Genomic DNA, 12,070 nt, shown 5'->3' on the forward strand with positions numbered 1-12,070 from the left:
GGCCCGCTACTGTGCTGGTCATGGCCAAAGCAGAGATCGGCGTCATCGGCGGTTCGGGTTTCTACTCCTTCCTGGACGACGTCACCGAGGTCCAGGTGGACACCCCCTACGGGTCGCCCAGCGACTCGCTCTTCCTCGGCGAGGTCGCCGGCCGGAAGGTCGCCTTCCTGCCCCGGCACGGCCGCGGCCACCATCTGCCCCCGCACCGCATCAACTACCGCGCCAACCTGTGGGCCCTGCGCTCGGTCGGCGTACGGCAGGTGCTCGGTCCGTGCGCGGTGGGCGGCCTGCGTCCCGAGTACGGGCCGGGCACCCTGCTCGTGCCCGACCAGTTCGCGGACCGTACGAAGTCCCGGGCACAGACGTACTTCGACGGGCTGCCGCTGCCCGACGGCACCGTGCCGAACGTCGTGCACGTGTCCATGGCCGACCCGTACTGCCCCACCGGGCGTGCCGCGGCCCTGAAGGCCGCCCGCGGCCGGGACTGGGAGCCGGTGGACGGCGGCACGCTCGTCGTGGTCGAGGGCCCGCGCTTCTCCACGCGCGCCGAATCGCTGTGGCACCAGGCCCAGGGCTGGTCGGTGGTGGGCATGACCGGCCACCCCGAGGCGGCGCTCGCCCGGGAGCTGGAGCTGTGCTACACCTCGCTGACCCTGGTCACCGACCTCGACGCGGGCGCCGAGACCGGCGAGGGCGTCTCGCACGAGGAGGTCCTGCGCGTGTTCGCGGCCAACGTGGACCGACTGCGCGGCGTGCTATTCGACGCGGTGGCCGCCCTGCCGGAGACCGGGCAGCGGGACTGCCTGTGCGTGAACGCGCTGGGCGGGATGGACCCGGGGTTCGCGCTGCCGTAGGGCGGGCGCCGGGAGGGGGCTCGGCTCGGCGGCGACGTGCGGCTCGGCGGCCACGTGCGGCTCGGCGGCCAGGCGGAACTCCTCGTTCGGGTGGGTGAGTTATCCACAATGCGCCCGTGATCCACGGACCCCGGCGGGATCCGGCGCGAGGCGTCATCGTGGCACGGCAAGCCGAACTCCTCGTCGCAGGCGGTGACTCCCATGCCCTCGCTCCCGCGCCACCTCCCACCCACGCCCTCACCCTCTCCCACCGGCTTCTCGTTCCCGCCCCCACCGCCCCTGTCGCGGGCTCCGCTGCCGCGGCCGCCGGGCACCGAGGCCCCGCCGACCCGTGCGGTGCCCCCGTTCGATCCGGTGCGGGTGCGCGGCGGGCGGTACCGGTTGCAACGGCTGCTGCGGCACCGGGGACGGGCCGTCGCGGCCGGGCTCGCGGTGACGGCGGTGGCGCTCGTGGCCGCGGGGCCCCGGAGCGAGGGCGCCAGGGCGGAACCGCGCGCCGCCGAGCGGGCCCACGGCCGCCCGGTGGCGGAACCGGCACGGCCCCGTCGGCCGGCCGAGCTGGTGACGGCGCCGGTCCGGATCGCCGACGCCGCCACGGTGCGCCTGCTGCACTCCGGGGACCGTGTCGACGTGATCGCCGCGGAGGACGCGTCGGCCGGGGCCGGCGTCCGGGTGCTGGCACGCGGTGCACGGGTGACGGAGGTCCCCGAACCGCCGGCCGGAGCGGCCGAGAGCGGTGCGCTGGTCGTGCTGTCGGTGCCGCGGCCCACGGCGGCCCGGCTGGTCGGCGCGAGCGCCACCGCGCGGCTGGCGGTGACGCTGTGCTGAACCGGCTCGTCCGCCTTCTCCGTACCGTGGCCGACCTGACGGCGAGGATCTCGCTCCGGCCACGGGAGTGGACACGACGACCGCCCCGTGCCGTAGGTTGCGGAGCGTTTCGTTCCGCACCCTGTGCACGCGAGGAGAGTCCCCTAGGTGAGCGCGAAGAAGGAACCGAACGTCTGGCAGGGCTTCAAGGCCTTCCTGATGCGCGGCAACGTCGTCGATCTGGCGGTCGCGGTGGTCATCGGCGCGGCCTTCACGAACATCGTCAACTCGATCGTGAAGGGGATCATCAACCCGGTGGTCGGGGCCATCGGCACGCAGAGCCTCGACAACTACAGCTCCTGCCTGAAGGACCCCTGCCGGGTGAGCGCGGACGGCACGGTCCAGAGCGGCGTGCCGATCATGTGGGGCTCCGTCCTCGGGGCCACGCTCAGCTTCGTGATCACCGCGGCGGTGGTGTACTTCCTGATGGTCCTGCCGATGTCGAAGTACCTGGCCCGGCAGGCGGCCCGGAAGGCGGCCCGGGAGGGCACGAAGGAAGTGGTCGAGGTGACCGAGCTGGAGGTGCTCAAGGAGATCCGCGACGCGCTGCTCGCGCAGCGCGGGGCCGGGCCCGGCGAGCGCTGACGGCGCCGCCCGCGGACCGCTCAGAGGTGGTGGGGCGGCTTCTCGTCCAGGAAGCGCCTCAGGTCGGCGGCGCTGTCGCCGTCCGGGCGGTCGCCCCAGCCGCGGTCGGTGTCGTCCGAGGACTGCTGGTCCAGCGGGTCGTCGAAGACCAGCGCGGGCTTCGCGTCGCGCGGCTCGGGTTCACTCGGCTCGGGTTCACGGGCGGTGCTCATCCCCCCAGGGTACGGCGCCGGCCGGGGCCCCCGGCCTGGTGTTTCGGCCGGGCCGGGACCCCCTCCCCGCTTGTGAAAGCCTTCACAAGATTTCGCGCCGGTTTTCTGCTGTGCTGGGAACCATGACGTCGAGTTCCCCTGCCACGCCCGCCCCCTCGGGCGGGCCGAAGTCCTCCGGCCCCCTGCGGCGGCTCACCGCCCGCGAACGCGGCGAGGCGCATCGCGTCGCCTCCTCGCTGGAGCTCTTCTTCGATCTGTGCTTCGTCGTTGCGGTCGCGCAGGCGGGCGTGCAGCTGGTGCACGCCGTGGCGGCGGGCCACGCGGGCCAGGGGATCCTCAACTACGCGATGGTGTTCTTCGCCATCTGGTGGGCGTGGATGAACTTCAGCTGGTTCGCCTCGGCGTACGACAACGACGACGTCCTCTACCGGGTGGTCACGCTGGTGCAGATCGCCGGCGTCCTGGTGCTGGCCGCCGGTGTCTCCCGGGCCTCCACGCAGCACGACTTCCTCCTGGTCCTGGTGGGCTACGTGATCATGCGGCTGGCGATGGTCTGGCAGTGGCTGAGAGTCGCGAGATCGGCGCCGGGCGCGGAGCGGACCATGGCGCTCCGGTACGCGTGCGGCGTGCTGCTGTGCCAGATCGGCTGGCTCGGACTGGTGGTCCTGCCGAAGCCGGCCCGGCCCTGGGTGTTCCTGGTGATGGTGGTCGCGGAACTGTGCGTGCCGCTCTACGCCGAGAGGGCCCAGAACACCTCCTGGCACCCGCACCACATCGCCGAGCGGTACGGCCTGTTCACGATCATCGTGCTCGGCGAGACGATCGCCGCGGCCACGGTGGCGGTGAAGTCGGCCGCGGACGAGCACAACGCGCTGGGCGAGCTGCTGCCCATCGCGGCGGGCGGACTGCTCATCGTCTTCTCCGCGTGGTGGATCTACTTCGTGGTGCCGATCCACGGCCATCTGCGCTCCAGCCGGCGGGCGTTCGTCTGGGGCTACGGCCACTACCTGGTCTTCGCCTCGGCGGCGGCGATCGGCGCGGGCCTGGAGGTCGCCGTGGAACAGGCGGTCGGCAAGGCGCATGTCTCCACCCTGTCCGCCTCGGCCGCCGTCACCCTGCCGACGGCGCTGTACCTGCTGACCGTGTGGGCGCTGCACGCCCGGCACTTCAAGGCGGGCCTCGTCCAGCAACTGGTGCTGCCGGTCACGGCTCTGCTGGTGATCTGCTGCACCTTCCTGGGCGACTGGGCGGTGCTCGCGGCGGGGCTGGTGTCCGCGGCGTCGGTGGCGGCCGGGGTGATCCTGACGGCGCGCGGGGCCGGCCGGGAGCGCGCGGAGCGCGCCACCGCCGCCGCGGCCGGCTGACCTTCCGGGCGGCGCGCCGCGCTGGGCCAGACTGACGTCCATGACAGCTGACGCATTGACGGACGTCGCCGGGGTGCGCGTGGGACACGCCACCCGTACCGGCGACGGGTGGCTCACCGGCACGACGGTCGTCCTCGCCCCCGTGGGCGGCGCGGTCGCGGCCGTGGACGTGCGCGGCGGCGGTCCCGGCACCAAGGAGACCGACGCGCTCGACCCGCGCACCGTGGTGCGGAGGATCGACGCCGTCGTGCTGACCGGAGGCAGCGCGTACGGGCTCGACGCGGCCTCCGGGGTGATGGCCTGGCTGGAGGAGCGGGAGCGGGGCGTGCGGGTGGGGCCGGATCCGGCGCATGTCGTGCCGGTGGTGCCCGCGGCGTGCCTCTTCGACCTGGGGCGCGGCGGGGACTTCCGGGCCCGTCCGGACGCGGGGACGGGACGCGCGGCGGTGGAGGCCGCGGCGGCCGGTGTGCCGGGGGCCCGGGTGGCGCAGGGGTGCGTCGGCGCGGGCACGGGCGCCGTCGCCGGGCGGCTCAAGGGTGGCGTGGGCACCGCGAGCACGGTGCTCGACTCGGGGATCACGGTGGGGGCACTGGTGGTCGTGAACGCCGCGGGGTCGGTGCTGGACCCGGAAACGGGGGTGCTGTACGGCGAGTTGTCCCAGGGACGGGTGGAGTATCCGCAGGAGCGGGTGCACGAGGCCGCGTGCCGGCGCCTGGACGAGACCGCCGCCGGGAACGGGCCGGCACCGCTCAACACGACGCTGGCGGTGGTCGCGACGGACGCGGACCTCTCCAAGGCGCAGGCGCAGAAGCTGGCCGGCACGGCGCACGACGGGATCGCGCGGGCCGTACGGCCGGTGCACCTCCTGCACGACGGGGACACGGTGTTCGCGCTGGCGACCGGCACGCACGCGCTGGACACGCACCCCCTGGCGCTCAACGACATCCTCGCCGCCGGCGCGGACCTGGTGATGCGCGCCATCGTCCGGGCCGTGCGCGCCGCCGAGTCGGTCGACGGGCCGGGCGGAGTGTGGCCGTCGTACGGGGAGTTGTACGGGAACGGGTAACGGTACGGCCCCGGGGACGGGGTGCATTGTCGCGGTTCTGTCACGTGATGGCGTTCGAAGGGAGCGGGAGGGAACCTTCCCCGGCGTCGGCGCCCTCTTTCTTCACGCACTGGAACGGATCACGCACATCACACGAACTGGGAGCAGCCCGTGACAACGCCGGACATTGCAGCGCGGCGCGCACTCGGGGCCTGTGCCGCCCTGATGGTCGGCGCCCTCACCCTGACCGCCTGCGGCGGCAGCGCCAACGCGGACAACGGCGACGGCAAGGGGGGCAAGGACTCCCCGAAGACGTCGGCGGCGAAGATAGCGATCTCGGCCAAGGACGGTGCGACGGGGGCGTCCATCAACGCGACCGGGGTGAAGGTCAGCGACGGCAAGCTGACCGACGTGAAGATGACCGTGGCGGGGTCGGGACAGACCGTGCCGGGGGCGATATCGGACGACGGCCGCAGCTGGAAGCCCAAGGAGCGGCTGGAGCGCGGGACGAAGTACCAGATATCCGCGACCGCGAAGGACGCCGAGGGACGCACGGCGGCGGCCAACTCCGTCTTCACCACCGTCACCACGGCGAACAGCTTCATCGGCACCTACACCCCGGACAACGGCACGACGGTCGGGGCGGGCATGCCGGTGTCGTTCACCTTCGACAAGTCGATCACCGACAAGAAGGCCGTGCAGTCGCACATCACGGTCAACACCACCAGCGGCCAGCAGGTGGTCGGGCACTGGTTCGGCGACCGGCGGCTCGACTTCCGGCCGCAGGAGTACTGGAAGGCCGGCTCCAAGGTCACGATGGACATCGACCTGGACGGGGTCCAGGGCGCCCAGGGCGTCTACGGTGTGCAGAAGAAGACCGTCTCGTTCACGATCGGCCGGTCGCAGGTCTCCACGGTCGACGTCCGCACGCAGACCATGACGGTCGTACGGGACGGCCGGACCGTCAAGACGGTGCCGATCTCGGCGGGCAGCCCGCAGCACACCACGTACAACGGGCAGATGGTGATCTCCGAGAAGTTCGTGCAGACCCGGATGAACGGCTCGACGGTCGGCTTCGGCGGGGAGTACGACATACCGGACGTGCCGCACGCGATGCGGCTGACGTCGTCCGGGACGTTCATCCACGGCAACTACTGGTACAACAGGGGCAACCCGCCGTTCGGGCGGGAGGGCACCAGCCACGGCTGCGTCGGCCTCGCGGACGTGCAGGGGGCGCAGGGCGCCACGTCGGCCAAGTGGTTCTACGACAACTCGCTCGTCGGTGACGTGGTGATCGTGAAGAACTCCCCCGACACGACGGTCGCCCCGGACAACGGCCTCAACGGCTGGAACATGGCATGGAACGCCTGGACCGCGGGAAGTGCCGTCTGAGCGGCGGGTTTTGACAGGACGACGGGCCGCGCGGGAACTTTTCGCGCGGCCCGCGCGTTTTCCCGGCGTACGTTTTCTCGGTTCCCGGACACGATGTCCGACCGAGGGGCTACGGTATGCACCCACAAGGTGACATGCAGCAACGCCGGGAGAAGCCTTGAGCGTTCCGTACGAGACGGCAGCGTACGAACCAGCCGAGTCGCCCGAGTCTCCTGAGGAGCATCTCGCGCGGCTCCTCGGCCGTGCCCTGAACTCCTTCGAGCTGCCCGACGAGGTGATCAGGCAACTCGACTTCGCGCTGGCGCACGACAGTTCGCTGCACTCCGCGTACCACAGCGCGGGGCTGCACCGGGAGACGTACCGGCACACCTGGCTGCTCGCCGACGGCTCGGCGGTCACGCTGTGGGAGCTGGTGCACAACCCCACGCCGGGCAGCGCGCCGGAGCACGAGGTGTACGTCGACGAGGAGGAGGTGCAGACCGCCACGGCACGGCTCGGTCTGCCCCCGGACACGCGGGACTTCGAGCTGCCCGCGCTGATGCGGCTGTGGGCCGTGCCCGAGCCCCGGCACATGTTCGCCTCCGACGACTCGGCGGACCACGCGCGCCGGCTGCTGCGCCGCGCGGAGAACCCCGACCGGCCCGACGAGCGGACGGCGGCACTGCTGGCGACGGCGACCGCGCACGAGATCACCCAGGCGTTCGGCCGGCCGGGGCGGGCCGGACGGACCGGGCTGAGCTACGCGCTGTACGAGCACGCCTTCCTGCTGCCGGACGGCACCGAGATCTCCCTGTGGGAGGTGGAGCACACGGCGACGCCCGACGGACGGCACATGTGCGAGGTCTACCTGTCGGAGGACGCGGCCCGGGACGCGATGGAGCGGCGCGCGGCGCGGCAGGGCTGAGGGTCAGCCGTTGGCGAGGTGCCGTACCAGGCCCGCGAACGCGTCCTGTTCGGCGGGGGTCAGCTCGACGGACTCCCGGGAGGGGCCGACCCGCGTCTGACGCGGCAGGGCCGGGAGCGGCGCGGTGGAGCGCCGGGCGACGGTCCGGCGGCCGGCACGGCGCAGCAGACGCAGCACAACGACGGCCCAGACGACGGCCGCCGCGCCGAGGACGGCCACGCCGATCAACTGGAGAGTCGTTGCGTGCTCAGGCATGCCTCCCAGTACACACCACGGTCCGGGACTTTGGTCCCGGACCGTGACGTATCTCGCAGGTGCCGTGAACAACTCACAGCGAACCAAAGGGACAAGGAGGCAGAAGGGCTGCGGCGCGGCGCCGTGGACGGCGGTGCGGCGCTCAGGCCGCTATCGGCTGCTTGGTCTCCTTCGGCGCGGTGGCCGCCGGCGCGGCGGGATCGGTGGCCGTCGCCCCGGGGGCCGGCTTGCGCAGCCCCTTCAGGAGGACCACCAGGGCCGTGCTGACGCAGACGCCGGCCGCGATGGCCACCAGGTACAGGAACGGGTTGCCGATCAGCGGGACCACGAAGATGCCGCCGTGCGGGGCGCGCAGGGTGGCGCCGAAGGCCATCGACAGGGCGCCGGTGAGCGCGCCGCCCACCATGGAGGACGGGATGACCCGCAGCGGGTCGGCCGCCGCGAACGGGATCGCGCCCTCGGAGATGAAGGACGCGCCCAGCACCCAGGCGGCCTTGCCGTTCTCCCGCTCGGTCTGCGTGAACAGCCTGCCGCGCACGGTGGTCGCCAGGGCCATCGCCAGCGGCGGGACCATGCCGGCCGCCATCACCGCGGCCATGATCTTCATGGCGGAGTCGCTGGGGTCGGCCACGGCGATGCCGGCGGTGGCGAAGGTGTAGGCGACCTTGTTGACCGGGCCGCCCAGGTCGAAGCACATCATCAGGCCGAGCAGGGCGCCCAGCAGGACGGCGTTGGTGCCGGTGAGGCCGCCCAGCCAGTCGGTCAGGCCCTTCTGCGCGGAGGCGATGGGCTTGCCGATCACGACGAACATCAGGAACCCGACGATCGCCGAGGAGATCAGCGGAATCACCACCACCGGCATGATGCCGCGCAACGCCGCCGGGATGTTCACCTTCTGGATCGCCATCACCACGCCACCGGCGATCAGACCGGCCGCCAGACCGCCGAGGAAGCCGGCGTTGATCTGGAGCGCGATGGCGCCGCCGACGAAGCCGGGCACGAGACCCGGCCGGTCTGCCATGCCGTAGGCGATGTAACCGGCCAGCACCGGGACGAGGAAGTTGAAGGCCACGCCGCCGATCTGGAACAGCAGCGCGCCCCAGCTGCCGGTCTGCGTCCACACGAAGTGGTCCATGACCGAGGGGGCCTTGTTGACCTGCCAGCCGCCGATCGCGAAGCCCAGGGCGATGAGGAGACCGCCCGCGGCGACGAACGGGACCATGTAGCTGACGCCGGACATCAGCCACTTGCGCAGCTTGGTGCCATAGCCCTCGGTGGAGTCGCCCGCGCGCTCGACCGGCGTACCGGACCCGGCGTGCGCGGGAGCGCTCACCTCGCCGCGCGCCGCCTTCCCGCGGACCTCCGCGAGGAGTTCGGCGGGGCGGTTGATGCCCGCCTTCACGCCGACGTCCACGGTCGGCTTGCCCGCGAAGCGGTCCTTGTCGCGCACCGGGACGTCGTGCGCGAAGATCACGCCGTCCGCCGCCGCGATCACCGCCGGGTCCAGCCGGGCGAAGCCGGCCGAGCCCTGCGTCTCGACGACCACCTCGAAGCCCGCCTCGCGGCCGGCCTTCTCCAGGGACTCGGCCGCCATGTAGGTGTGGGCGATGCCGGTCGGGCAGGAGGTGACGGCGACGACGCGGAAGGGACGCTCACCGGAGTCGGCGGGCTCCGCGGCGGGGGGTGCGGTGTCCGTGGCGGGGGTGCCCGCCGGGCCCGCGGTGTCCGCGTCCGGCGGGGGCGCCGTCCTGCCCGCTGCGGCGCCGGTGGAGGCCGCCACCGGGGCCGCAGCGGTGTCTTCGGGGGTGTCCTCGGCGCTCCGGGCCGAGGGTGTCTCGTCGCCCCGGATCAGCGCCGCCGCCGTCTCCGGGTCGCCCACCGCCCGCAGCGCGGAGGTGAACTCGGCGTTCATCAGCTGGCGGGCGAGGGAGGAGAGGATCGTCAGGTGGGCGTCGTCGGCACCGGCGGGCGCCGCGATCAGGAAGATCAGGTCGGCCGGGCCGTCCGGTGCGCCGAAGTCGATGCCGGCGGCACTGCGGCCGAAGGCGAGGGTCGGTTCGGTGACGTGGGCGCTTCGGCAGTGCGGGATGCCGATACCGCCGTCCAGGCCGGTCGGCATCTGGGCCTCCCGGGCGGCCACGTCGGCGAGGAAGCCCTCCAGGTCGGTCACCCGGCCCTGGCTCACCATGCGCTCGGCGAGGGCACGGGCCGCCGCTTCCTTGGTATCGGCGGACAGGTCGAGATCGACCAGGTCCGCGGTGATCATGTCGCTCATCGCGGGCTCCTCTGCTCGCGTATCGCCCGGGGAGAAGGGTGGGCGGAGGTGGGGACGGGGGTGATGCGGGGGGCGGTGGGGCGGACGGGGACCGACGGGACACCGCGACGGGGTGAGCGGAACGGGGCCGTCGTACCGGGTGCGGGGGGCCGCACGGGGGGAGCGGTGCGGCGGTACGGGGCCGGCGGGAGACTCCGCCCGCGGCGGCCGGCGGGGACGGACGCCGGCCGGGTGGCGGATCCGGCGCCCGGCACCGCGGCCGGCCGGGGACGGCCGATCGCGACGGACGTACCGCGGACCACCGGAGCGGGCGTGATCGGAGCGGACGTGTCCGGACCCGGCGTGGCGCGGGCGGACGTGGCGTGGGCGGCCGGCCTGTGCGCCGGAGCACGCACGCCGTGGGCCATCGGGGCGGCCGAGGCACGCGCCGGCGGGGCGGTCATGACGCCGGCTCCCTCAGTTCGCGGTCCACGGGGACGTCGGTGGTGACGGTCACCGCCGCCGGGTCCAGGTCGGCCGGGGTCGGCATCACGCTGCCGGGGAGCTGCACGGCGGCGGCGCCGTGGGCGACGGCGGAGGCGAGGGCGTCGGGGCCGGTGCCGCCGGCGATCAGGAAACCGGCCAAGGAGGCGTCACCGGCGCCGACGTTGCTGCGGACCGCGGACACGCGCGCGCTGCCGAACCAGGCGCCGGCGTCCGACACCAGCAGCTGGCCGTCGGCGCCCAGGCTCGCCAGCACGACGCGGGCGCCCATCGAGCGCACGTCCTCCGCCGCCTTGAGGGCGTCGCCCACGGTCGTCAGGGGGCGCCCGACGGCTTCCGCCAGCTCCTCGGCGTTCGGCTTGACCACGTCGGGCCGCGCGCGCAGCGCCTCCAGGAGCGCGGGCCCCGAGGTGTCCAGCGCGATCCGGGCGCCTCCGGCGTGCGCCCGCGTGACGACATCGGCGTACCAGGAGGGCGCGAGCCCCCGGGGCAGGCTGCCGCAGCAGGCGATCCAGTCGGCGTCGTGGGACTGCGCCCGGACGGTGTCCAGGAGGAGTTCCTGCTCGGACCCCGACAGCCGCGGGCCCGGCGCGTTGATCTTCGTGAGGACGCCGTCGGCCTCGGCGAGCGCGATGTTGGAGCGGGTGGCCCCGACGACCGGGACCGGCGCGACCTCGATGCCCTGGGCGTGCAGCAGTTCGGCGACGAGCGCCCCCGGCGCACCGCCCAGGGGCAGAACCGCGACCGTGCGCCGGCCGGCGGCGGCGACCGCGCGCGAGACGTTCACACCCTTGCCACCGGGGTCCATGCGCTCGGTCTCGGCGCGGATGACCTCGCCGCGCCTGAGGGCCTGGACCTCGTAGGTGCGGTCGAGGGACGGGTTGGGGGTGACGGTGAGGATCATGCGCGCACTACTTCCGTGCCGCCGCGCTCGATGGCGGCGGTGTCTTCGGGGCTCAGCCCGCTGTCGGTGATCAGCAGGTCCACTTCGCCCAGGTCGCCGAACCGGGCGAAGTGCTCCTGGCCGTGCTTGGAGGAGTCGGCCAGCAGCACGACGCGCCGGGCGGCGGCGACGGCGGCCCGCTTGACCGCGGCCTCGGCGAGGTCGGGGGTGGTCAGCCCGTGCTCGGCGGAGAAGCCGTTGGCGGCGACGAACAGCACGTCGGCGCGGATCTCGCCGTACGCGCGGAGCGCCCACGCGTCCACGGCGGCGCGCGTGCGGTGCCGTACGCGCCCCCCGATCAGATGGAGCTGGATGCCCGGGTGGTCGGCGAGCCGGGCGGCGATCGGCAGGGAGTGGGTGACGACGGTGAGCCGTGCTTCCAGCGGGATGGCGGCGGCGACGCGGGCCACCGTGGTACCGGCGTCGAGGATCATCGTGCCCTCGGCCGGCAGCTCGGACAGGGCGGCCTTGGCGATGCGGTCCTTCTCGTCGGCTGCGGTGGTCTCGCGCTCGGCGAGGTCCGGCTCGAAGTCGAGGCGTCCGGCCGGGATGGCGCCGCCGTGCACCCGGCGGAGCAGACCGGCCCGGTCGAGGGCCTTCAGATCGCGGCGGATCGTCTCCGCGGTGACCTGGAACTCCTCGGCCAGCGACAGCACGTCCACCCGGCCGCCGTCACGGGCGAGCCGGAGGATCTCCTGCTGCCGTTCCGGTGCGTACATGTCCGCCGCCTCCGCCTCAAGGTCCGACCGATGTCCGGTCACTTCCGGGCCAAGCCCGAACGTGTGGTTTCACTCGGAGGCTACGCCCGGATTTCTGGAAAGTAAACAGATTCGGGCTCAGGTCGGGCATGATCGGACTTCCGGACGGCCCCGGACCGCATTTCCGAGCACC

At 73.3% G+C, this 12,070-nt stretch carries 12 protein-coding genes; 7 read left to right on the plus strand and 5 right to left on the minus strand.

Annotation, left to right across the window (positions count from 1 at the left end; translation table 11 throughout):
- Positions 1-20 precede the first annotated feature (20 nt).
- The 3 genes from AB0946_RS11940 (at position 21) to mscL (ending at position 2,306) form a co-directional block, all read left to right on the plus strand.
- Entirely contained in the window at positions 21-854 is an 834-nt protein-coding gene (locus AB0946_RS11940; protein ID WP_366760437.1) for an S-methyl-5'-thioadenosine phosphorylase, read from the plus strand.
- 336 nt (positions 855-1,190) lie between these two features.
- Positions 1,191-1,682 (plus strand): hypothetical protein, encoded by a 492-nt coding sequence (locus AB0946_RS11945; RefSeq protein WP_366760438.1) that lies wholly within the window; start codon positions 1,191-1,193, stop codon positions 1,680-1,682.
- Positions 1,683-1,829: 147 nt separating this feature from the next.
- Positions 1,830-2,306, plus strand: coding sequence for a large conductance mechanosensitive channel protein MscL (gene mscL, locus AB0946_RS11950; protein ID WP_366760439.1), 477 nt, complete (start codon positions 1,830-1,832; stop codon positions 2,304-2,306).
- Between the two features lie 20 nt (positions 2,307-2,326).
- On the opposite strand, the gene AB0946_RS11955 is transcribed toward mscL, so the two are convergent.
- Positions 2,327-2,518: a hypothetical protein gene (locus AB0946_RS11955; RefSeq protein WP_366760440.1), complete on the minus strand. Its 192-nt coding sequence runs from the start codon at positions 2,516-2,518 to the stop codon at positions 2,327-2,329.
- A 122-nt stretch (positions 2,519-2,640) separates the two neighbouring features.
- Between AB0946_RS11955 and AB0946_RS11960 the strand changes: the two genes are divergently transcribed.
- The 4 genes from AB0946_RS11960 (at position 2,641) to AB0946_RS11975 (ending at position 7,223) form a co-directional block, all read left to right on the plus strand.
- Entirely contained in the window at positions 2,641-3,882 is a 1,242-nt protein-coding gene (locus tag AB0946_RS11960) for a low temperature requirement protein A (RefSeq protein WP_366760441.1), read from the plus strand.
- A 40-nt stretch (positions 3,883-3,922) separates the two neighbouring features.
- The gene (locus AB0946_RS11965) at positions 3,923-4,948 is read left to right on the plus strand and encodes a P1 family peptidase (RefSeq protein ID WP_366760442.1); all 1,026 of its coding nucleotides are present in this window, start codon (positions 3,923-3,925) and stop codon (positions 4,946-4,948) included.
- A gap of 150 nt (positions 4,949-5,098) precedes the next feature.
- Entirely contained in the window at positions 5,099-6,319 is a 1,221-nt protein-coding gene (locus tag AB0946_RS11970; protein WP_366760443.1) for an Ig-like domain-containing protein, read from the plus strand.
- Positions 6,320-6,476: 157 nt separating this feature from the next.
- On the plus strand, positions 6,477-7,223 hold the full coding sequence (locus AB0946_RS11975) for a DUF6227 family protein (protein ID WP_366760444.1): 747 nt from the start codon (positions 6,477-6,479) through the stop codon (positions 7,221-7,223).
- 3 nt (positions 7,224-7,226) lie between these two features.
- Here AB0946_RS11975 and AB0946_RS11980 read toward each other — a convergent pair whose 3' ends face one another.
- The 4 genes from AB0946_RS11980 to AB0946_RS11995 all read right to left on the minus strand — a co-directional run bounded on the left by AB0946_RS11980 (position 7,227) and on the right by AB0946_RS11995 (position 11,898).
- Entirely contained in the window at positions 7,227-7,478 is a 252-nt protein-coding gene (locus tag AB0946_RS11980; RefSeq protein WP_366760445.1) for a hypothetical protein, read from the minus strand.
- A gap of 142 nt (positions 7,479-7,620) precedes the next feature.
- Entirely contained in the window at positions 7,621-9,753 is a 2,133-nt protein-coding gene (locus AB0946_RS11985) for a fructose-specific PTS transporter subunit EIIC (protein ID WP_366760446.1), read from the minus strand.
- Positions 9,754-10,192: 439 nt separating this feature from the next.
- Complete coding sequence (gene pfkB, locus AB0946_RS11990; protein ID WP_366760447.1) at positions 10,193-11,140, minus strand: 1-phosphofructokinase; 948 nt, start codon at positions 11,138-11,140, stop codon at positions 10,193-10,195.
- The gene (locus AB0946_RS11995; RefSeq protein WP_366760448.1) at positions 11,137-11,898 is read right to left on the minus strand and encodes a DeoR/GlpR family DNA-binding transcription regulator; all 762 of its coding nucleotides are present in this window, start codon (positions 11,896-11,898) and stop codon (positions 11,137-11,139) included. Before AB0946_RS11995 ends, pfkB begins: the two co-directional genes overlap by 4 nt.
- Positions 11,899-12,070: the final 172 nt, after the last annotated feature.

It is taken from the genome of Streptomyces sp. NPDC046870 (assembly GCF_040704595.1).
In the GTDB taxonomy this organism is placed as follows: Bacteria; Actinomycetota; Actinomycetes; order Streptomycetales; family Streptomycetaceae; genus Streptomyces; species Streptomyces argyrophylli.

Excerpts from the sequence above, each read along its gene's own strand:
- AB0946_RS11940 (WP_366760437.1), top strand. The coding sequence starts at position 21 with ATGGCCAAAGCAGAGATCGGCGTCATCGGCGGTTCGGGTTTCTACTCC.
- AB0946_RS11955 (WP_366760440.1), bottom strand. The coding sequence starts at position 2,518 with ATGAGCACCGCCCGTGAACCCGAGCCGAGTGAACCCGAGCCGCGCGAC.
- AB0946_RS11960 (WP_366760441.1), top strand. The coding sequence starts at position 2,641 with ATGACGTCGAGTTCCCCTGCCACGCCCGCCCCCTCGGGCGGGCCGAAG.
- AB0946_RS11965 (WP_366760442.1), top strand. The coding sequence starts at position 3,923 with ATGACAGCTGACGCATTGACGGACGTCGCCGGGGTGCGCGTGGGACAC.
- AB0946_RS11980 (WP_366760445.1), bottom strand. The coding sequence starts at position 7,478 with ATGCCTGAGCACGCAACGACTCTCCAGTTGATCGGCGTGGCCGTCCTC.
- AB0946_RS11985 (WP_366760446.1), bottom strand. The coding sequence starts at position 9,753 with ATGAGCGACATGATCACCGCGGACCTGGTCGATCTCGACCTGTCCGCC.
- pfkB (WP_366760447.1), bottom strand. The coding sequence starts at position 11,140 with ATGATCCTCACCGTCACCCCCAACCCGTCCCTCGACCGCACCTACGAG.
- AB0946_RS11995 (WP_366760448.1), bottom strand. The coding sequence starts at position 11,898 with ATGTACGCACCGGAACGGCAGCAGGAGATCCTCCGGCTCGCCCGTGAC.